The organism is Streptomyces hyaluromycini (genome assembly GCF_002217755.1).
Taxonomy (GTDB): domain Bacteria; phylum Actinomycetota; class Actinomycetes; order Streptomycetales; family Streptomycetaceae; genus Streptomyces; species Streptomyces hyaluromycini.
The window spans coordinates 335,555-356,251 of sequence record NZ_BCFL01000024.1 but is presented as its reverse complement, the minus strand read 5'-3'; the positions used below and the strand labels follow the sequence as shown (position 1 = coordinate 356,251).

Annotated in this window: 18 protein-coding genes and 1 pseudogene; 11 read left to right on the top strand and 8 right to left on the bottom strand. The window is 73.0% G+C overall.

Going from position 1 to position 20,697, the window contains the following annotated elements; translation table 11 throughout:
* The first annotated feature begins 318 nt into the window (after positions 1-318).
* The 7 genes from SSP29_RS32285 (at position 319) to SSP29_RS32255 (ending at position 7,171) form a co-directional block, all read left to right on the top strand.
* Positions 319-1,587, top strand: a complete 1,269-nt coding sequence (locus SSP29_RS32285) for an ABC transporter substrate-binding protein (protein ID WP_089104384.1) — start codon at positions 319-321, stop codon at positions 1,585-1,587.
* Between the two features lie 110 nt (positions 1,588-1,697).
* Positions 1,698-2,570: a carbohydrate ABC transporter permease gene (locus SSP29_RS32280; protein ID WP_089104383.1), complete on the top strand. Its 873-nt coding sequence runs from the start codon at positions 1,698-1,700 to the stop codon at positions 2,568-2,570.
* An 82-nt stretch (positions 2,571-2,652) separates the two neighbouring features.
* Positions 2,653-3,537, top strand: coding sequence for a carbohydrate ABC transporter permease (locus SSP29_RS32275; RefSeq protein WP_150135321.1), 885 nt, complete (start codon positions 2,653-2,655; stop codon positions 3,535-3,537).
* A complete protein-coding gene (locus SSP29_RS32270) occupies positions 3,534-4,208 on the top strand; it encodes a bifunctional 4-hydroxy-2-oxoglutarate aldolase/2-dehydro-3-deoxy-phosphogluconate aldolase (RefSeq protein WP_089104382.1) in 675 nt (224 codons plus the stop codon). The genes SSP29_RS32275 and SSP29_RS32270 overlap by 4 nt, the downstream gene beginning before the upstream one ends.
* A complete protein-coding gene (locus SSP29_RS32265) occupies positions 4,205-5,191 on the top strand; it encodes a sugar kinase (protein WP_089104381.1) in 987 nt (328 codons plus the stop codon). The genes SSP29_RS32270 and SSP29_RS32265 overlap by 4 nt, the downstream gene beginning before the upstream one ends.
* Positions 5,192-5,382: 191 nt before the next feature.
* A complete protein-coding gene (locus SSP29_RS32260; RefSeq protein ID WP_089104380.1) occupies positions 5,383-6,408 on the top strand; it encodes a lactonase family protein in 1,026 nt (341 codons plus the stop codon).
* Between the two features lie 187 nt (positions 6,409-6,595).
* The gene (locus tag SSP29_RS32255) at positions 6,596-7,171 is read left to right on the top strand and encodes a TetR/AcrR family transcriptional regulator (RefSeq protein ID WP_089104379.1); all 576 of its coding nucleotides are present in this window, start codon (positions 6,596-6,598) and stop codon (positions 7,169-7,171) included.
* A 191-nt stretch (positions 7,172-7,362) separates the two neighbouring features.
* Here the strand turns inward: SSP29_RS32255 and SSP29_RS32250 are convergent, their stop codons facing one another.
* A complete protein-coding gene (locus SSP29_RS32250) occupies positions 7,363-8,895 on the bottom strand; it encodes a dihydrolipoyl dehydrogenase family protein (RefSeq protein ID WP_089104378.1) in 1,533 nt (510 codons plus the stop codon).
* A gap of 295 nt (positions 8,896-9,190) precedes the next feature.
* On the opposite strand from SSP29_RS32250, the gene SSP29_RS32245 reads away from it, so the two are divergent.
* On the top strand, positions 9,191-9,943 hold the full coding sequence (locus SSP29_RS32245) for an SDR family NAD(P)-dependent oxidoreductase (protein ID WP_089104377.1): 753 nt from the start codon (positions 9,191-9,193) through the stop codon (positions 9,941-9,943).
* Between the two features lie 72 nt (positions 9,944-10,015).
* On the opposite strand, the gene SSP29_RS32240 is transcribed toward SSP29_RS32245, so the two are convergent.
* Complete coding sequence (locus tag SSP29_RS32240) at positions 10,016-10,915, bottom strand: LysR family transcriptional regulator (RefSeq protein WP_089104376.1); 900 nt, start codon at positions 10,913-10,915, stop codon at positions 10,016-10,018.
* Between the two features lie 211 nt (positions 10,916-11,126).
* On the opposite strand from SSP29_RS32240, the gene SSP29_RS32235 reads away from it, so the two are divergent.
* A complete protein-coding gene (locus SSP29_RS32235; protein ID WP_089104375.1) occupies positions 11,127-11,924 on the top strand; it encodes a VIT1/CCC1 transporter family protein in 798 nt (265 codons plus the stop codon).
* Positions 11,925-12,137: 213 nt separating this feature from the next.
* Here the strand turns inward: SSP29_RS32235 and SSP29_RS32230 are convergent, their stop codons facing one another.
* Both SSP29_RS32230 and SSP29_RS59285 read right to left on the bottom strand, forming a co-directional pair.
* Complete coding sequence (locus SSP29_RS32230) at positions 12,138-12,449, bottom strand: hypothetical protein (RefSeq protein WP_089104374.1); 312 nt, start codon at positions 12,447-12,449, stop codon at positions 12,138-12,140.
* A 19-nt stretch (positions 12,450-12,468) separates the two neighbouring features.
* Entirely contained in the window at positions 12,469-13,509 is a 1,041-nt protein-coding gene (locus SSP29_RS59285; protein WP_089104373.1) for a glycoside hydrolase family 25 protein, read from the bottom strand.
* Between the two features lie 300 nt (positions 13,510-13,809).
* Between SSP29_RS59285 and SSP29_RS32220 the strand changes: the two are divergent.
* Positions 13,810-14,676: pseudogene (locus tag SSP29_RS32220) on the top strand (amidohydrolase family protein); the annotation flags it as partial.
* Between the two features lie 309 nt (positions 14,677-14,985).
* Here the strand turns inward: SSP29_RS32220 and SSP29_RS32215 are convergent.
* On the bottom strand, positions 14,986-16,305 hold the full coding sequence (locus SSP29_RS32215) for a lysine N(6)-hydroxylase/L-ornithine N(5)-oxygenase family protein (RefSeq protein ID WP_438363821.1): 1,320 nt from the start codon (positions 16,303-16,305) through the stop codon (positions 14,986-14,988).
* Positions 16,306-16,404: 99 nt separating this feature from the next.
* On the opposite strand from SSP29_RS32215, the gene SSP29_RS32210 reads away from it, so the two are divergent.
* Positions 16,405-17,358 carry a methionyl-tRNA formyltransferase gene (locus tag SSP29_RS32210; protein ID WP_089104371.1) on the top strand — a complete coding sequence of 318 codons (954 nt, stop codon included), beginning with the start codon at positions 16,405-16,407 and terminating at the stop codon, positions 17,356-17,358.
* 144 nt (positions 17,359-17,502) lie between these two features.
* Here SSP29_RS32210 and SSP29_RS32205 read toward each other — a convergent pair whose 3' ends face one another.
* From SSP29_RS32205 to SSP29_RS32195, 3 genes are read right to left on the bottom strand one after another with little or no spacing between them, the layout of a single operon-like run.
* On the bottom strand, positions 17,503-18,420 hold the full coding sequence (locus SSP29_RS32205) for an ABC transporter ATP-binding protein (protein WP_089104370.1): 918 nt from the start codon (positions 18,418-18,420) through the stop codon (positions 17,503-17,505).
* Between the two features lie 4 nt (positions 18,421-18,424).
* Positions 18,425-19,543, bottom strand: a complete 1,119-nt coding sequence (locus SSP29_RS32200) for a FecCD family ABC transporter permease (RefSeq protein ID WP_089104369.1) — start codon at positions 19,541-19,543, stop codon at positions 18,425-18,427.
* Positions 19,540-20,565 carry a FecCD family ABC transporter permease gene (locus tag SSP29_RS32195; protein ID WP_150135313.1) on the bottom strand — a complete coding sequence of 342 codons (1,026 nt, stop codon included), beginning with the start codon at positions 20,563-20,565 and terminating at the stop codon, positions 19,540-19,542. The genes SSP29_RS32200 and SSP29_RS32195 overlap by 4 nt, the downstream gene beginning before the upstream one ends.
* Positions 20,566-20,697 lie beyond the last annotated feature (132 nt).

Genomic DNA, 20,697 nt, shown 5'->3' with positions numbered 1-20,697 from the left:
CCGCAACCTAGCGTTCGCCGAAGTCTTGGTCAACCGGTTTCCTCAAGTGGATATCAGTGATATATCCATGCAGACCCGACCGAAACGACAGGGCTGAAACTCGCCATCGGCGACCGGTTCGAAACCCCGACCGGCCCGACCCTCCGGACCGTGCGAAACCCGACAGGTCCGACCGTCCGACGTCCCCCTCTCCTGCTCCCCCGCTTCCCCCCACTGTGTTCGTAATCCCAGACCTGGTTCGAAATATCGACCAGCCTTGGTCGTCCTGCAATCAACAATGAGATGTCGGCCCGTGCCGACGAATGGGTGAGGTGTGCAATGAAGCGCTCCGGGAGACTGCTCGCAGTCGCCACCACGGTCGCCGCCCTGGCGACGACGCTCGCCGCCTGTGGCGGTGGCTCCGGCTCGTCCTCCGCGGACGGGAAGGTGCACATCAAGGTCGAGGCGTGGAAGGGCGGCGGCGCGGAGCCCGCGAACGTCGCGGAGATCAACAAGGCCTTCGAGAAGGCCCACCCCGACATCAAGGTCGACTTCGAGTACATCACCGCGAACGACACCTACACCCAGAAGCTCCAGCCCGAGCTGCTGGGCGGCAAGGCCGGCGACGTGATCATGGTCGACACGGACAAGATGAACAAGTGGGGCGCCTCCGGCTACCTCGCCGACCTCTCCAAGGAGTCCTGGGCGGGCAACATCTCCGACTCCGCCAAGCCGTTCGCGACCAGCGACGGCAAGGTCCTGGCGATGCCGATGGAGCTGATCGGCATCGGCCTGTACGCCAACATGGACCTGCTGAAGAAGGCCGGCATCACCGAAGTCCCCGCGGACTGGCCGACGTTCCTCGCCGACCTCGCCAAGGTCAAGAAGGCCGGCATCACCCCGATCGCGCTGCCCGACAAGTCCGGCTGGACCGGCAGCTCCACCTTCCAGGCGATCGGCTCCACGCTCGTCTACCAGAAGAACAAGCAGTGGGACGCCGACTTCCTGGCCGGCAAGACCTCCTTCGGCACCGACTGGAAGTCCTCGCTGGAGCAGCTCAAGACCCTTGAGGCGAAGGGGTACGTGAGCTGGAAGAACGAGCTCGGCGTCGACGAGTGGTCGCAGGGCCCGCAGGACTTCAGCGCCGGCAAGAGCGCCTTCTGGTACCAGGGCGCCTGGCAGGTCTCCAACGTCGCCAAGGCCGGCTTCCCGGTCCAGTTCGCCCCCTGGCCGGGCGGCGCGGCCGGCACCAAGCCCAACGCGATGCTCTTCTCCGGCACCATGTGGGGCGTCAACTCCCAGTCGCAGCACGCCGACGCGGCCAAGGAGTACGTGAACTTCTGGTCGCAGAGCGAGAACCTCGCCAAGTACCTGGACGCCGAACACGCCGAGTCCCCGTTCACCGGCGGTACGACCCCGGACGCCACGGAGACCAAGACCTTCAACGCCGCCTTCGGCGAGGGCCGTTACCGGGTCCTGCCGTCCAACTCCTGGTACGGCGCGACCGCCGAGACCACCGTCGGCTCCAAGATCCAGGCCTATCTGCTGGGCCAGGCCTCCGAGGCGCAGACCCTCAAGGACATCCAGACGGCGGCCTCCGCCAAGTAGACCGGCCGCCCAGTCCCGTCCCGGGACCGCCGCGGTGCGGGTGCGGCCCGCTTCCCCGCCTCTTTCCGCCCGCCCTCACCGCGGCCCCTGGCCCAGGAGGATCGATCCCTGTGTTCCACCGCCGGCGCGCCACCATGGCCGCCTTCCTGCTCCCGGCGATCGCCGTGTACAGCGTCTTCATGCTGTATCCGCTGGTCCGGGGCCTGTACCTGAGCTTCACCGACAGCCTCGGCGGCCCGGTCGCCCACTTCGTCGGGCTCCAGCAGTACCGCGCCATGGCGGACGACCCGGCCGTCTCGGCGGCCCTGTGGCACACCGTGCTCTACGCCCTGGTGGTCGTCGTCGTGCAGAACGGCCTCGGGCTGCTCTTCGCGTCGATGCTGTTCCGCCGGCCCCGGGTCCGGCAGGCGCTCAACGTCGTCCTGCTGACGCCGACCCTGATCTCCCCGGTGATGGCCGCCTTCATCTGGTCGTACCTCCTCGCACCCGGCGGCGGGCTGAACGGTCTGCTCGACGCGGTCGGCCTCGGCAGCCTCCAGCACGTCTGGCTGGGCGACCCGCACACCGCGCTGTACGCGGTGGCCGCCGTCAACATCTGGATGTTCACGGGCTACTCGTGCGCGATCTTCCTCGCCGGCTACATGAACATGCCCACCGAGTTGCTGGAGGCGGCCGCCCTGGACGGCGCCCGCGGCTGGCGGCGGTTCCGCAGCATCGAGTGGCCGCTGCTCGCCCCCGCCCTCACCGTCAACGTCACCCTCAGCCTGATCGGCTCGCTGAAGGTCTTCGAGTTCCCGCTCGTCCTGACCAACGGCGGCCCGGCCGGCGCCACCGACACCCTGACCCTGCTGGTGTACCGGAACATCTTCGGCGGCGGGAAGTTCGCCCTCGGCGTCGCGCTGTCGGTGCTGCTCCTGGTGACCGTGGTCGTCCTGTCCAGCGCCACCAACTCCCTGCTCAGGCTGCGCGAACGGCGCATCTGACGGCGCCCGTCACGTCGTACGCCCCTGACGTCGGCCCGCGTGACGTCGTACCGCACCTGATCGAACCGGACGGATCGCCACCATGACCTCTGAGACCTCCCGACTTCCAGCAACCGCGCACCTCACCAGTCCCCGGAAGCCGCGCCGGACGGGCCGCCTGGGAAGCGGCCTGGGCACCGCCCTGCTGTGGCTGGGCACCGTGCTGTTCGTGCTGCCGTTCCTCTTCACGGTCGTCACCTCGCTGCGCACCGCGGCCGATGTCGCCCGCGCCCCGCTGGGCATCCCGCACTCCTTCACCCTGAAGAACTTCAGCGACGCCTTCACCCAGATCCACTACGGGCCGAGCACCCTCAACACCCTTCTCATCACCGGGCTCTCGTGCGTGTGCATCACCGTGCTGGGCTCGCTGGCCGGCTATCCGCTGGCCCGGATCACCGCGGGCTGGTCGACGACGGTGTACCGGCTGTTCATCCTCGGCACCTCCATCCCCGTCTTCGTGGTGGTGGCGCCGCTGTACCTGCTGATGCGGGACATGAACCTGCTCGACACCTACGCGGGCGTCGTCTTCATCTACACCGCGATCAACCTGCCGCTGGCCGTGTTCTTCTACACCAGCTTCATCCGCGCCATCCCGGTCGACCTGGAGGAGGCCGCCGCGCTCGACGGCTGCGGCGCCTTCCGCACCTTCTTCGTCGTGGTGCTGCCGCTGCTGCGGCCGGTCACCAGCACCCTGCTAACGTTCGTCGCCCTGCAGATCTGGAACGACCTGCTGGTGCCGCTGGTGTTCCTCCAGGACCCGGGCAAGCGCACCGTCATGGTGAACGCCTACTCCTTCATCGACCCGCACACCGTGCAGCCGACCACCCTGTTCCCGGCCGCCCTGCTCGGGGTGCTGCCGCTGCTGGTCATCTTCGTGTTCTTCCAGCGCCAGGTCGTGGCCGGCATGTCCGCGGGAGCGGTCAAGTGACCCTGCGCCCCGCCCTCACCCCCCAGCTGGCCGACACCCGCGCCATGGCCATCCTCCGCTCCGCCGACGCCACCGGGCTGCCCGCCGTGGCCCGCGCGCTCGCCGCCGGCGGTATCACCTGCCTGGAGGTCACCCTCACCACCGCGGGCGCCCTGGACGCGCTCGCCCGGATCCGCGAGGAGCTGGGCTCCACGGTCGCGGTCGGCGCCGGTACCGTCCTGACCCGGGCCGACCTGCGGGACGCGGTGGCCGCGGGCGCGCAGTTCCTGGTCGCCCCGAACGTCGAACCCGAGGTCGTCCGTGCCTCCGCCGACCTCGGAGTCGCCTTCTATCCCGGTGCCTGGACGCCCACCGAGGTGGCCGCCGCCTGGCGGGCCGGCGCCGCCGCCGTCAAGCTCTTCCCCGCCTGCACCGGCGGCCCCGCACACCTGCGGCAACTCCGCGCGCCGCTCCCGGAGATCCCGCTCGTCGCGGTCGGCGGCGTGGGCCTCGGCGAGGCCGCGGACTACATCGCCGCCGGAGCCCGTGCCGTGGGCGTCGGCAACCCGCTGCTGCGCGGCGCGGACCGCACCCCCGGCGACCCGGCCGCCCTCGACGCGCTCACCGGGAGAGCACGCGCCCTGCTGGAGACGGTCAGGCCCGCGCCGCGGGCCGGGAAGGGCGACCTGTGAACGGTTCCGCCAACGACGCGCATGCCCCGGAGGCGTCGCAGCAGCCCTACCTCGTCACCGTGGGCGAGACCCTCGCCGTCCTCTCCGCCGCCGAGCCCGGCCCCCTCGCCGTGGGCGCCGCGCTGCGCCTCGGGGTCGCCGGGGCCGAGTCCAACGTCGCCGTCGGGGTGAGCCGGCTCGGCGGGCGGGCCACCTGGATCGGCCGGGTCAGCGAGGACCAGCTCGGCGAACTCGTGCTGCGCGAGCTGCGCGCCGAGGGCGTCACCGCGCTGGCCGTCCGCGACCCCGCACCGACCTCGCTCCTCCTGAAGGAACGGCGCACCGGCACCCACCACCGCATGCGCTACTACCGCACCGCCACCGCCGGGGTCCGGCTCGCGCCCGAGGACATCCCGGAGCAGGTCGTCGCCGGCGCCGCGGTCCTGCACCTCACCGGGATCACCCCGGCTCTCGGCGACGCCCCCGCGAGCGCGGTCCGGCGTGCGGTGCGGATCGCCCGGGACGCCGGTGTCCTCGTCTCCTTCGACATCAACTTCCGCTCCCTGCTGTGGAGCGAGGAGGACGCCCGGCGGGCCGTCCTGCCGCTGCTGCGCGACAGCGACCTGGTGTTCGCGGGGCCGCACGAGGCCCGGCTCGCGGTGCCCGACCTGCGCGAGCCCGAGGAACTCGCCAAGGGGCTCTGCGAGCTGGGGCCGGCCGGTGCCGTGGTGAAACTCGGAGCCGAGGGGGCGTACGCGCTCCTGGACGGGGTGCCCTACCGGCAGCCCGCGCTGCCCGTGCGCGTGCACGACTCCGTGGGGGCCGGGGACGCCTTCGTCGCCGGCTACCTCGCCGAACTGCTGGCCGGTGAACCGCCGGAGCGCCGGCTGCGCACCGCCGCCCGGCTCGGCGCGTTCGCCGTCGCCACCACCGGGGACTGGGAGGGCCTGCCCCGGCGCACCGAACTCGCCCTTCTCGACCACCACGACGACGTACTGCGCTGACCGACGTGCCGCGCTCGACCCGCGACTGCGCTGACCGACGTGCCGCGCTCGACCCGCGACCGCGCCGACCGGCATACCGCGCTCGACCCACGTACTGCGCCGACCGGCATACCGCGCTCGACCCACGTACTGCGCCGACCGGCATACCGCGCTCGACCCACGTACTGCGCTGACCGACCCGAGGAACACCCATGCTCACAGTTCTCGCCGGCTCCTACACCCCCGACACCGGTGGTGAAGGCGTCGGCCTCACCCCGCTGCGCCTGGCCGGCCCGGTGCTGACCACCGAGGCACCGCCGGTTCCCGCGAGCGGTGCCTCGTTCCTGGCCGCCCATCCGAACCTCCCCGTGGTCTACACCACCCATGAGTCCACCGAGGGGGCCGTCTCCGCCTTCGCCGTCGGCGCCGCCGGGGTCACCGCCCTCGGCGCGCCCGTCGGCAGCGGTGGCGCCAACCCCTGCCACCTCGCCGTCCACCCCGGCGGCGACTGGCTGCTGACGGCGAACTACGGCACCGACACCCTGCCCGGCACCGTCGCCGTGCACCGGCTCGACGCGGCCGGCCGGATCACCGGCCGCACCGACGTGGCCGAGCACCAGGGCTCCGGGCCGGTCGCCGGGCGGCAGGAGGGCAGCCATGCCCACCAGGTCCTCGTCGACCCGGCGGGCCGGTTCGTCCTCGCCACCGACCTCGGCGCCGACGCGGTGTTCACCTACCGCCTGGACCCGGCGCGGGGCACCCTGCACCGCGCGGCCGTGAACCGGCTGCGGCCCGGCTCCGGGCCCCGGCACCTCGCGTTCTCGCCCGCCGGCGACCTGGTGTTCAGCGCCGACGAACTCTCCTCGACGGTGACCTGCCATCGCTACGACCCGGAGACCGGGACCCTCGCCGAGCTGTCCCGGGTGCCCGCCACGGCCGCCGGGGTGCCCAACCAGCCCGGCGGGATCGTCGTCTCCGGCGGGTCCGTCTGGGTCACCAACCGGGGCGCCGACACCGTGGCCGCCTTCCGTGTCGACGGCACCACCCTGGTGCCGATCGGCGAGACGCGGAGCGGCGGCAGCTGGCCGCGCGGTCTGACCGCGGTCCCGGGCCGTCTCCTCGTCGCCAACCAGCACAGCGGCACCCTGGCCGCACTGCCGGTCCTGGACTCGGGCGCCCTCGGCGAACCGGTCGCCACGGCGGCCGTCCCGTCGGTGGTGTGTGCGCTGGCGGTGTGAGACCGGCCCCTCGTCACCGGGAGCGGGAGCGGGAGCGAGAGCCGGAGCGGGAGCGGGAGCGGGGGCTGGGGCTCGGCATCCGGGGGCTTCTCGCCCCGGCCGTAAAATATGGGCGGCGCCCATGATGTGTACGGCGATCGCATCGGGCCGGTCATGTCAGCAGCGCAAATTTCCCCGAGGGTGCCCCATGCCACCACCGAGTGACTCGTACCATCACGGCGATCTCCGGGCCGCCTGCCTGCGCGCCGCCCGGGAGTTGCTGGAGGAGGACGGCAGCGGGGCGCTGTCGCTGCGGGCGGTGGCACGGCGGGCCGGGGTCTCGCCCACGGCCCCCTACCGCCACTACGCGGACCGCGACGCACTGGTCTCCGCCGTCGCCGCGGAGGGCTACCGCGAACTCGCCGGAAGCCTCGCGGCCGCCCATCCCGCGCCCTCGACCCCCGACGACCTGGTCGACGTCGCCGTGGCCTACGTCCGGTTCGCCCTCGACCACCCGGCCCTGTTCCGGGCGATGTTCGCGGAGCCCTGCGACCCCGGCAGTGCCGAACGCGTCGAGGCGACCGCCGTACTCTCCGCATACGTCGACACCCTCGTCCGGAAGACCTTTCCCGGCGGGAACCGGGAGGGACTGCCGACCGCGGTGTGGGCGCTGGTGCACGGGCTGGCGTTCCTGCACCTCGACGGCAAGCTCGACGCGTCCAGCCCCGAGAAGGTCGCCGAGCAGGTCGGCACCACCGTCCGGGCGGCGGTCGGCTTCCGGTAGCCGCCATGCGGCCGCCCGCTCTGTCGTGGGCCTCGGGCGGGGGCCTGTCCCGGTGTCTCCCGGTGTCTCCCGGCGGCCGTCCGGAGCCGGTGCTCCGGGCCTGCCGGACCCTGCCCGGCGCCGGCCCGCGCGGTCGGCGGGATGGTCAGCCCGCGGTCGGCGGGGTGGTCAGCCCGCGGTCGGCAGGGTCGTCAGCCCGCGTCCGTCTGCTCCCGCTGCCGTCGGTACGCGGCGACGAGGAACACCCAGATCTCGCTGATCGTGGGGAACGGCGCGACGGCGTGCCGGAGACGTTTCAGCGGGACCTCGCCGGCGACCGCGACGGTGGCCGCGTGCAGCAGTTCGCTGACCCCGGACCCGACCATGGTCACCCCGAGCAGCACGTCCCGGTCGACGTCGACGACCAGCCGGGCGTGGCCGGTGTAGCCGTCGGCGTAGAGGTTGGCGCCCTGGGCGGCGTTGAGGTCGAGGTCGACCGTCTCGACGCGGTGCCCGGCGGCGGCCGCCTGCTCGGCGGTCAGGCCCACCGCGCCCGCCTCCGGGTCGGTGAAGAAGACCTGGGGGACGGCGTGCCGGTCGGCGGTCGTGGCGTGGTCGCCCCAGTCCCCGTCGTCCAGCGGCCGCCCGGCGGCACGGGCGCCGATGGCGTCACCGGCGGTCCGCGCCTGGTACTTGCCCTGGTGGGTGAGGAGCGCGCGGTGGTTGACGTCGCCGAGGCCGTACAGCCACGCCCCCTCGACCCCGTCGACCAGGCAGGTCGTGTCCACGTCCAGCCAGGACCCGGGGGTCAGGCCCACGGTCTCCAGGCCGATGTCGTCGGTGCCGGGGGTACGCCCGGTGGCGAACAGGACCTCGTCGGCCTCCAGTTCGCCGCCGTCGTCGAGGGTGAGCGTCACCGGCCCGTCCGGGTCCGGGCGGCGCACCGCGGTCACCTGCACGCCGATCCGTACGTCCGCGCCGGCCTCGGTCAGCCCCTGGGTGACCAGTTCGCCGGCGAAGGCCTCCATGCGGGGGAGCAGCCGCCGCCGGGCGAGCAGGGTGACCCGTGACCCGAGCCCCTGCCACAGCGTCGCCATCTCCACGCCGACCCCGCCGCCGCCGACCACGACGAGCCGGCCGGGCACGGTACTGGAGTCGGTGGCGTGCCGGTTGGTCCAGGGCCGGGCCTCCTCGATCCCCGGGACGGCGGGCAGCGCCGGCCGGCTGCCGGTGGCGAGGGCCACCGCGTGCCGGGCGACGAGGGTCTGCCGGGCGCCGTCGTCCCGGGTGACGGTGACCCGGCGCGGCCCGTCGAGCCGGCCGTGGCCGCGGAAGAGGTCGGCGCCGATGGACTTGACCCACAGCGCCTGGCCGCTGTCGTCCCAGTCGGTGACGTACCGGTTGCGGCGGGCGAAGACGGCGGCGTCGTCGAGCCGTCCGGTGACGGCCTGCCTGGCACCGTCCACGCGGCGGGCGTCGGCGACCACGAGGACCGGCCGCAGCAGGGCCTTGCTGGGGACGCAGGCCCAGTAGGAACACTCGCCGCCGACGAGTTCCCGCTCCACGACGGCCACCGAGAGCCCGGCCGCCCGGGCCCGGTCGGCGACGTTCTGCCCGACCGGGCCCGCACCCAGGACGATCACGTCGTACGTGCCGCCGTCCTCGGTCGCGCCCGGTGCTTCGCTCGGCGCTGTGTGCGCTTCTGCGTTCCGTTCCGCGTTCCGTTCTGTGTTCGGTTCGCTCATTGCTGCCTCACATGGCGATCGGTGCCGGTCCGGACTGTTCCGGGCCGCGGGGCCCGAGCCGTACGGGTCAGGTAACCGCGGGACGTGTGCGGTTGATCGCGGTCCGGCCATGCGCCCGGTGGATGGCCGCCATAAGCGCGCCGCCTCTGGCCGCTTGCTTATGGCGGCCATCGGATCCGCCGATGGGGAGAACGGAATCGCGGAGGCGCTCCGGCCGCTGTGGACTCCCGTCGCCTCACGGACGAGGCGGCGGGACGATGGATTCGCCCCACTTTCCATACTTTAAGGACACCTCATGAGTTCTGCTGATCTGACCGGACGCGTGGCCCTGCTGACCGGCGCGACCAGCGGTATCGGCGCCGCGACCGCGACACTGCTCGCCGAGCGGGGGGCGCATGTACTGGTCGCGGGACGGGACGCGGACCGCGGCGGGCAGGTGGTCGCCGCCGTCCGGGAGCGCGGCGGCAAGGCGGACTTCCTGGCGGCCGACCTGCGGGACGCCGACTCGGTACGGCGTCTGGCCCGCGAGGCCACCGCGCTGGGCGGCGGCCGCGTCGACATCCTCGTCAACAACGCCGGCGTCTTCCCCTTCGGGCCGACGGCGCGGATGCCCGCCGACCAGGTGGACGCCGTCTACGACCTGAATGTGAAGGCGCCGTTCTACCTGGTGGGCGAGCTCGCCCCGGCCATGGCCGAGCGGGGGCAGGGCGCCATCGTCAACGTCAGCACCATGGTCGCCGAGTACGGCGTCGCGGGGATGGCGCTGTACGGGTCGAGCAAGGCGGCGGTCAACCTGCTGACCAAGGCGTGGGCCGCCGAGTTCGGCCCGCAGGGGGTGCGGGTCAACGCCGTGCAGCCCGGCCCGACCCGCACCGAGGGCACGGCCGCCATGGGCGACGACCTGGACGCCCTGGCCGCACAGGCGCCCGCCGGCCGGCCCGGTGAGGCGCGCGAGATCGCCGAGGCGATCGCCTACCTGGTGAGCGACGCGGCGGGCTTCGTGCAGGGCGCGATCCTGCCGGTCGACGGCGGCCGTACGGCCGTCTGACGCACAAGGGGGAGTGCGGGCGCCGACGGTCCTCGGCGGCGCCCGCGCCCGTATCTCGGCCCCCGCCCCCTGCTACTCCCGCACCGACCGGTCCAGTGCGGCGATGAACCGGCCCAGATCCCGGCGGCGCGAGTCGGCCGGCCACACCACCCAGGTACGCCGCACCAGCGGCTGCCCGACCAGCGGCGACCAGGTCACCCGGTCGGGAAGCGGCTGCTGCCAGCCCGGCGGGGCCAGCGCGAAGGCCTGCCCGGAGGCGACCGCGGTCAGCTTCACGTCGGCGATCAGCGTCTGCCCCTCGGGGGCCTCGGGGCCGAGATCGAGGCCATGGCCGCGCAGGACCGCGGTCAGTTCGTCGTACCAGGCGGGGCTGCCGGCGCGCGGGAACCCGACCCACTGCAAGGCCCCGAGCGCGTCGAGCGGAATGCCGTCGGGCCCGGCGAGTTCGGCGGCCTGCTCGGCGGCGACCAGCACGCCGAGCTTCTCCCGTACGACGAGCAGCGCGTCGAACTCCGGGCCGGACGGCCGCTCCCGCAGAAAGCCGACGTCCAGCTCACCGGCGCGCAGCGCGGCCAGCTGCTCGGCCGTGGACAGGTGCCGGGCCTGCACCCGGGTCTCCGGATGGGCCCCGGCGAGTTCGGCGAGCGCCGGGTCGAGCAGGCCGGGCGGCAGCTCCAGGGGGATCCCGATGCGCAGCGCCCCGCCGCCGGGACCGGCGTACCCGGCCATCAGCCGCACCGCCTGGTCGTGCCGGGCGAGCACCGCCCGTGCCTCGCCCACCAGCGCGATCCCGGCCTCGGTGGCCGTCACCCCGCTGCTCCCGCGCACCAGCAGCCGCACCCCCAGCTGCCGCTCCAGTCCGCTGATCGTCTGGGACAGCGCGGGCTGACTCACATGCAGCCGCCGGGCGGCGGCCGACAGGCCGCCCTCCTCCACCACCGCCACGAACGCCCGCAACTCCCGCAACTCCATGCCGGTATGCCATCACGGCCGCGGACGGGAGTCACGCCGGGCACCGCCGGAGCGACGACCTATCTCCTCTGGAGATAACGAACATCTACGACCATCCATCCCAAACGGGATAGAGCAGAACTCCCCGCGCGTTGGTAGGTACGACGGTGAATGACCGGAGGGCCGGTATTCATCATCGGCGATAACGGCCATCGAGGATCGGAGTACTGCGATGTCGCTGACCTCATCCGAGCAGACGTATCCCGCTCACCCGGGCACGGTGGGCGTCGGGACCGGGATCTCCGCCGAGGAGGCCGGCGGGCGCGCGGCCGACCGTGGCGAGCGGACGCGCCGCGGCGACCGCTCCGGCGCACTGCGCGCCGCCGTGTTCGGCGTCAACGACGGCCTGGTCTCCAACACGGCCCTGGTGATGGGCTTCGCCGGGTCCGGCGTTCCGGGCACGGCGGTCCTGTTCGCCGGGGTCGCGGGACTGCTGGCCGGAGCGTTCTCCATGGCCGCAGGCGAGTACATCTCCATGCGCAGCCAACGCGAGGCCTACGAGCGGGAGATAGCGGTCGCGGCCGACCAGCTGCACGCGGACCCGGACGCGCAGGAGGCGGAACTGGTGCGGGTCTACCGGGACAAGGGACTGGACGCGGACGACGCCCGGCATGTCGCGACGACCATCATGCGGGACCATAACACCGCCCTGAACACCATGGTCCGCGAGGAACTCGGCCTGGACCCGGACCAGTTGGGCTCGCCGTGGTCGGCTGCGCTGTCCAGCCTCGCCTCCTTCGCGGTCGGCGCGCTGATGGCCGTCCTGCCCTACCTCTTCCTCTCCGGAACGGCCGCCCTGCTGCTCGCCGTCGCCCTGGCCGGCAGCGCCCTGTTCGCCGTCGGCGGGGTGATCGGCGTCCTCAACGGCCGGGCCCCGCTGGCCTCGGGGGCCCGCCAGCTCTTCGTGGGCGCCCTCGCCGCCGCGGCCGTCTTCGGGATCGGGCATGTGATCGGCGCCCGCATCACCTGAAGAGTGCCAAGGCCCGGGTGTCGCTCCCCGAGGGGACCGACACCCGGGCCTTGGCCCTCTGCTTCGCCGCCGTCGTGCAGGGCATGGCGCAGCAGGGGACCAGGGGGCCAGGGGGCCAGGGGGCCGGGGGCCCGGGGGCCCGGGGGGCGATTCCGCCTTCTGCGCGGGGATCGCGCCCGGCGGTCGGCTCGGCGGCTTACGGCCGGCGCGCGGTCACGCCCTGCCGTCCGTGGCCGGCGCGGGTGCGGACGCGGGTGCCGTTCGGTGCTCCGTCGTCGGGTAGTCGGGCGGGGTCGCCCAGCCGAGGAGGACGCCGGCGACGGTGGCGAGCGGCCGGGAGTGGATCTTCAGGGCGAGGTTCTCCAGGAGCCGGAAGACCGTGTAGTAGGCGCCGGTGAGGACGGTGGTGACCACGCTCGCCACGGACGCCGAATCGAACTGGACGCCGATGTGGACCAGAAGGGTCAGCACCAGTCCGGCCACGATCGGCACGACGGTGCGCATGAAACTGGTGAAGAGGTTCATGAGAGGCCTGTCCGGGACGTCAGGACGCGGGGTCGAGGTGGATGACGACCTTGCGCACGGCGTCCTCGATCGCCGCGGTGACCGAGGCGACCAGCGCGGCGACGTCGATCGACTTGTCGAACGCCGCGACGGCGGTGGTGAGTTGGGCGACGGCCGCGCTCTGCGCCGCCTCCGTCGCCTGTATCAGCCGCAGGCGGGCGTTGGTGTCCTTCACGTAGGACTGGAGGGCCCAGTACTGGTTGGTCTTCGCGTCCGGGGCGTCGGCGGGGGCCGCGATCACCCCGTCCATGGTCAGGACCGCCTTCGCGGTGGCCGACGCGACGTTGCTGATGTCCTGCGTCTCCAGCACACCGCCGCCCGCGACCAGCTTCGCGACGACCGCGGCCGCGACCTTGTCGATGTCGTCCGTGGTGAGCGCCATGTCTGTCTCCGTTCCTGCGGCCCACGCGCGCAGCGCGGACTCGCTCAGGTAGCAGATGGATCGGTCGAGGGGGGTGGAGGTGAACTGCCAGAACAGCGGCGATCTGCCGGACGGGCCGGGTTTCGGATGCGCCTCGGCCTGCGCGTAGGTCGCGGCTCCCGGCCAGGGATAGGCGGGGTACCAGAGGGGGACGGTGGCGGGCGCGTGGCCGGCGGCCAGGTCGCTCGCCGAGGTGTAGACGCCGACCCGCTGGTCGGGGAACGCGGCCTGCACCTTGGCGGTCCAGGCGGTGGCGTAGGCCCGGATCCCGGCCGCCGTCGTCCCCGCGTAGTTCGCGCCGTCGGGCCTGCGTTCCAGGTCGAGCCAGTGCACGAAGCCCCGGCGGGCGTACGGCCGTACGGCGGCGACGTAGTTGGCGGCCTCGGTGGCGACGTCCTGGTTGGGCCAGCCGAAGTGGTAGGCGCCGGGGACGAGCCCGGCCTCGATGATGCCCGTGATGTGCAGGGCGAAGCGCTGGTCGTGGGTGTGTTCACCCTCGCTGGCCTTGGCGAAGGCGAAGACCACGCCCTCCGCCGCGCGGGCTTTCCAGTCCTGGGCTCCCTGATAGACGGAGAGGTCGATTCCGCGGCATGTGGACACCTGGCGCAGCCTCCTTTCGTGGTGTCGGTCAAGTGCACGGCGATCAAGGCGCGGTGCGCGCTCTCGTGGAGCGGCTCGTGCGCGCCCGCCGGCCGCTCCAGGCCATGGGGCGTTCCCCGTTCCCCGTGTTGCGGCCGCCGGTTGATCGGCCGGCGGCGCCCAGACCCTTTGTTCATGTCTGGATGACCAGAGTGAAAGGGCGGACGTGGTCCGTCATGTGCCGTTCCGATCAGCGGACCGCGCCCCGGCTCCGCGGGCGGACCGGCGGCCGTGACGGCCGGGACCGGGTGGCCGGTGCACGGCGACACCGGGGGCGCCTGGGAGCGGCGCTCGGCACGGCAGGCGTCGGCGGTACGGGTGTCCGCCGCCGTCTACCCGAGCCACCTGGACGCGGCCGTGGCCCGCGGACTGCGCACCGGATCCGAAATCGGCGCGTCCGGCGGCCTGGTGCGGGTCGGCCCGCTCAAGCTCTTCACCGACGGCTCGCTCAACACCCGTACCGCGCTGTGCCGCGACCCCTACCCGGGTCTGGAGCGCACGGACGGCTCGCACGGCATCGAGCAGACGGCCCCGCACGAGCTGGTACGGCTCATGCGCCGGGCCGCCGCCCACGGCATCGAGCCTGCGGTGCACGCCATCGGCGACCGGGCCGACACCGTCGCCCTGGACGCCTTCGAGGCCGTGCGCTGCCGCGGCCGGATCGAGCACGCGCAGCTGCTGGGCCCCGAAGACCTGCCGCGTTTCGCGGAGTTGGGCGTCACGGCAGGGGTGCAGCCGCGGCACGCGACGGACGACCGTGACGTCGCGGACCGGTACTGGGCCGGGCGCACCGGCCGTGCCTTCGCGTACGCCGACCTGCTGGCCGCCGGGGCGCGGCTGGAGTTCGGCTCGGACGCCCCCGTCTCACCGCTCGACCCCTGGCTCGCGATCGCGTCGGCCGTGGCCCGCACCGACGACGACCGCCCCGCCGGGCACCCGGAACAGCGCCTGCCGGTACGGGACGCACTGGCCGCGGCGGCCCGCGGACGCCGGCTCATCAGGGTCGGGGACCCCGCGGACCTGGTGGTCGTGGACGTGGATCCGCTGACGGCGGACCCGGACACCCTGCGCGCGATGCCGGTGCACGCCACGATGACGGCCGGCCGTTGGACCCACGGGCCGTACTGACCCCGCCCGTCTCCGGGAGGCAGCCGCACAGGCCGTCCCACGGCACGGAGGTCCCGCACGCCATGCCGGAAGCCGCCGTGCTGCCGCCCGACCGCACCGGTCGGGGAGTGCGGGGCGGAGCCGGGGCGGCCGGTCCGGACCCGCACACTCCGTGGCCCGTCCGGACCGGGAAACCCACCGGTGCGCCTCGTGGCCCGTCCGGACCGGGAAACCCACCGGTGCGCCTCGTGGCCTGTCCGGACCGGGAAACCCCGTGGCCCGGACGGGACCGTACCGTCCGGGCCACGGGAGTGCGGGGGCTGCGGCGGGTCAGGTCGCCGTCGCCCGGTCGGCGAGCACGGACCGGTGGATCTCCTGCGCCCGGACCGCCACGGTCGACAGCAGGGTGCTGGTCAGCCCGTGGGTGTGCTCGGTGCCGCCCTGGAGGTAGATGCCGGCCGCGACCTCCGGCGCCGTCTCGACGCGGTGGTCCCGGCCGACCCGGATCGCGTCGCCGTCGTCCTTGAGGCACAGCTTGGCCGCGTCGCCCAGGAGCGCGGTCAGGTCCCGGGGCCGGTAGCCGGTGGCGAGCACCAGGACGTCGGCGGGCAGCGTCTGCTGGTCGCCGGTGGGCAGGAACTCGACGGTGATGTCGAGACCGCCGTCCGCGCCGTCCCCGCCCGGCGCCACGTCGCGGACACGGGAGACGTTGAGGAACCGCAGCCGCTCCCGCCCCGCCACCTTCTCCCGGTACGTGGTGGCGTACAGCGACTCGATCAGATCCATGTCGACGACCGAGTAGTTGGTGGAGCGGTGGTAGTCCAGCAGGGACTGCTTGACCGCGGACGGCGCGGAGAAGTAGACGTCGACCGCCTCCGGATCGAAGATCCGGTTGGCGAACGGGCTGTCGTCCGCGGGCGTGTAGCCGTACTTGGCGAAGACCGAGCAGACCTCGGCGTCCGGGAACGTGCGGTGCAGGTAGTCCACCGTCTCGGCGGCGCTCTGCCCGGCCCCGAGGACGACCGCCCGCCGCACCGGCGCACCCGTCGCGGCCAGTTGCTCGGCCCGCGGTATCAACTCGCTGTTGTGCCAGACCCGTTCGGCGAGCTCCAGCCCCGGCGGCACATGCGGCTCAAGGCCCATCGCCACGCTGATGTTGCGCGTGCGGTGTGTCACGGCGGTCGCCGGGCGGGCCGTGTCGCGGCAGGTGACGTCGAAGAACGTCACCCGGCCGGCGTCGTCGCGCACCGGGTCCACCGCGATCACCTCGCTGCCGTACGACACCTGGTGCCCGACCCGCGCGGCCGCCCACTCGAAGTACTCGTGGAACTCCATCCGCAGCGGGAAGAGGGTCTTCTGGTTCAGGAAGTCGATCAGTCTGCCCTGTTCGCGCAGGAAGCAGAGGAAGCTGTAGTCGCTGGTCGGGTTGCGCAGGGTGACGAGGTCCTTGAGGAAGGAGACCTGCATCGTGGCGTCGTCGATCAGCATGCCCCGGTGCCAGCCGAACCGCGGCTGCCGTTCCAGGAACAGGGCGTTGAGACGGCTGTCCGCCGCGAGACCCGCGTTGTGCTCCTCGACTGCTATGGAAAGAGCGAGATTTGACGGGCCGAAACCGATTCCGATGATGTCGTGGACGACGTCGGAACCCATGACCGGTGATTTCACCTTGGCATCGCCTCCCTCAGGCAGACCCATGCTAGATAAGGTAAGGCTTACCTAGCAATGGAGTCTGTGAAGGGAAGGACCGTCATGCGGGTCGTCATGCTCGGCTACCAGACCTGGGGTCACCGCACGCTGCAGGCGCTGCTGGATTCCGGTCACGAGGTGGTCCTCGTCGTCACCCATCCGAGGAGCGAGCACGCCTACGAGAAGATCTGGGACGACAACGTCGCCGAGCTTGCCGAGAAGCACGATGTCCCGGTACTGCTCCGCAACCGCCCCGACGACGCCGAACTCCTCGCCGCCGTACGGGAGTCCCGGCCGGACATCATCGTCGCCAACAACTGGCGGACCTGGCTGCCCCCGGAGCTGTTCGACCTGCCCCCGCACGGCACCCTCAACATCCACGACTCCCTGCTGCCGGCCTACGCCGGGTTCTCCCCGATCATCTGGGCGCTGATCAACGGCGAGGAGCGGGTCGGGGTGACCGCGCACCGCATGAACGCCGAACTCGACGCCGGAGACGTCCTGGTACAGCGCTCGGTACCGGTCGGGCCTACCGACACGGCCACCGATCTGTTCCGCCGTACCGTCGACCTGATCGCGCCCATCGTGCGCGAGTCGCTCGACCTGATCGCCGCCGGCCGGGACGCCGGCCAGTGGGTGCCGCAGGACCGCACCCGCGCCAGCTTCTTCCACAAGCGGTCCCCGGAGGACAGCCGCATCGACTGGACCTGGCCCGCGGAACGCCTGGAGCGCCTGGTCCGGGCCCAGTCGGACCCGTGCCCGAACGCCTACGCCTTCCACCGCGGCGAGCGGCTCAGGATCGTCTCCGCCGCCGTCTCCGAGGGCCGTTACGGCGGCACCCCGGGCCGGATCTTCATCCGCGAGGGCGACGGCGTGGTCGTCGTGGCGGGCCCCGACGCCCACACCGGGCGCTGCCCGGGGCTGCTGGTCCGGCGGGTGCGCACGGACGACGGCACGGAGCACGCGGCGGCGGACTACTTCCGCACCATGGGGGGCTACCTGACGTCCCGTCCCTGAGCCGGACGCCCGCCCCCGGGGCGGCACGCCGAGCGGACCCCGGCACCGGCTGGGGCCGCTTTCCCGGGCGCGCGGGGGTGGTTCGGGGGACACCGGACCTGCCCCCTTCCGGCCGCTCTCCCGGCCGCAGTCCCGATCGGCCGCTCAGTCGACCGAGGCCGGTACCGCGTCCTCGGACTCGGACTCGGCCTCGGACTCGGCCTCGCGGGGGCCGTCGCCGCCGTCGTGGTGGTGGCGGCCCAGCGGGATGACCATCGGGGTGCCGCTGACCGGGTCGGGGGTGATCCGGCAGCGCAGGTCGAAGACGTCCTCGACAGTCGCCTCGGTGACCACCTCGGCCGGTGCGCCCTGGGCGACGATGCGGCCGGCCTTCATGGCGATGACGTGATCGGCGTACCGGCAGGCCTGGTTGAGGTCGTGCAGCACCATCACCACCGTGCGGCCCTCGCGCCGGTTGAGGTCCGTGACCAGGTCCAGCACGTCGATCTGGTGGGCGAGGTCGAGATAGGTCGTCGGCTCGTCCAGGAGCAGCACGGGGGTGCCCTGGGCGACGGCCATGGCGATCCACGCGCGCTGCCGCTGGCCGCCGGAGAGCTCGTCCACCGGCCGGTCCGCGAGCTCGGTCAGGCCGGTCGCCGCCAGCGCGGCCCGCACGGCCTCCTCGTCCGCCGCCGACCACTGCCGCCACCAGGTCTGGTGCGGGGAGCGCCCGCGGTTGACCAGGTCGGCGACGGTCAGCCCCTCCGGCGCCACCGGTGTCTGCGGCAGGATGCCGAGTGTGCGGGCGAGTTCGCGGGTCGGTATGGAGCGCAGCGTGGTGCCGTCCAGTTCGACGACGCCCTGGCGCGGGGCCAGCAGCCGGGCGAGGGCGCGCAACAGGGTCGACTTGCCGCAGGCGTTGGCGCCGACGATGGCCGTGATCCGGCCGGTGGGCACGGTGAGGTCGAGGTCTGCCACCACCGGCCGCCCGTCGTAGGCGAGATGGAGACCGCGGGCCCGCAACTCGGGTCCCCTGGCGGACGGTTCGGGGATGCCCGGCGGGTGCGGGTCGGTGGTCGACATGGGATCAGCCTCCAGATCCCGCGCGGTTGGCGCGGACGAGCAGCCACAGCAGGACCGGCGCGCCGAGGGCGCCGGTGACGATCCCGACCGGCAGTTCCGTCCCGGGGACCGCCTCGCGGGCGAGGAGGTCGGCGCCGAGGACGACGAACGCGCCGGTGAGACCGGAGACGAGCGGGGGCGGTGCCGAGGTGCCGGCCAGCCGCAGCGCGATCTGCGGGCAGGCCAGGGCCACGAAGGCCACCGGTCCGGCCGCCGCCGTGCCGAAGGCGACCAGGCCCACCCCGGTCAGCAGCAGGGCCAGCCGGACCGGCTGGACGGGGGTGCCGAGCCCGGCGGCCACGTCGTCGCCGAGCTGGAGCGTGCGCATCCAGCGGCCCAGGCCCAGGGTGACGGGCAGCAGCACGGCCAGGGCGATCGCCAGCGAGTCCACCTGGCCCCAGGTACGGCCGTTGAGGTTGCCGACCAGCCAGCCGAGCGCCTCCTCGGCCTGGAACCGGTTGCCCCGCGCCACCAGGAAGTCGGTGGCGCTGGTGCAGATCCACGAGACGCCGATGCCGACGAGGATGACGCGGTAGCCGGTGGCCCCGCCCTTCCAGGCCAGCGCGTACACGAGCAGCGCGGTCGCCAGGGCGCCGAACAGCCCGACGGTGGACAGCCCGAGCCCGCCGGCCCAGCCGAACACCACCGCCGCCACCACGGCGGTGCCGGCGCCCTCGGTCAGCCCGATCATGTCGGGGCTGGCCAGCGGATTGCGGGTCATCGTCTGGAACACCGCCCCGGAGACCCCGAAGGCGAGGCCGACCAGGAGGCCGGTCAGGGCGCGGGGCAGCCGCAGGTCCCGTACGACGACCAGCGTCCCGGGGTCGCCCACGCCGAACAGGGCCTTGACGACGTCGGGCAGGCTCACCGGGTAGTCGCCGAGGGCCAGGCCCCAGCAGAACAGCGCGAACGCGCCCACGCCGACGAGCACTCCGGTCAGCACCAGGCGCGGCCGCAGCATGCCGGAGACCGGGGGCACGGCCAGCCGGAACGGCCGGTCGCGCAGCGCGGGCCGGGCGGAAGCGGAGGGAGCGGGAGCAGGGGCGGGAGATGGAGCGGGAGAGGGTTGTGCGGGCACGCTCACACCTCCGCGAGTTTCCGGCGGCGGACCAGGGCGATGAAGAACGGGCCGCCGAGGAAGGCGACGAGGACACCGGCCTGGATCTCGGTGGGCCGGGCCACCATCCGGCCCGCGATGTCGGCGGACAGCAGCAGGACCGGCGCCAGCGCGGCGGACAGCGGCAGCAGCCAGCGGTGGTCGGGGCCGATGCCGGCGAACTGGGCGAGCAGCCGGGCGATGTGCGGGACGACCAGGCCGAGGAAGACCACCGGACCGATGACGGCGACCGACGCGCCGGTCAGCAGCACGATCGCGGTCACCCCCTGGAGCCGTACCAGACCCAGCCGCCGCCCCAGGGAGGCGGCCACGTCGTCGCCGAGCGCCAGGCTGTTCAGGGCCGGGGCGCAGGACAGGGCGAGGACGGCGCCGACCGCGAGGAACGGCAGGATGCGTACCAGGTCGCCGGAGTCCTGGTCGGCCAGGGTGCCGGCGGACCAGTAGCGGTAACGGTCCAGCGCGTCCTGGTCGGTGAGTACCACGGCACTGGTCAGCGACGACAGCAGCGAGGTGACGGCCACTCCGGCGAGCGCCAGCTTCACCGGGGTGGCCCCGGAGCGGCCCAGCCGTCCGAGGAGGAAGACCAGGACGCTCGCGGCGAGCGCCCCGGCGAACGCGAACCACACATAGCCGTAGAGCGATCCGACCCCGAACACCGCGACCGACACGACGATCGCGAAGGAGGCGCCCGCGCTCACCCCGAGGATGCCGGGGTCCGCGAGGGGGTTGCGGGTCAGGGCCTGCATCAGGGCGCCGGACATGCCGAGCGCGGCACCCGTGGTCAGGCCGAGCAGGGTGCGGGGGACGCGCACCGACCAGATCACGTTGTCGACCAGCCGGCTCGGCGGATGCCCGAGCACCGAGCGCACCACCTGGTCGAGCGGGATGCTCAACGCGCCCAGGGCCACGGAGAGAAGGGACAAAAGGACCAGGAGGGCGATGATCAGTGTCACCAGCACCGTGGTGCGAAGCCTTCTGCCTGAAGCCACTTGCCGGTCTCCATGCCGTCGTCCGGTGGTCCGCGAACAGTCCTGATAGCAGGTTAGGTGAGCATAACCTCAGCTGCTGTGACTTGGGCCGCTGAAGTCGGATTGACCCTGTTGAGTTAGGCAATCCTTACC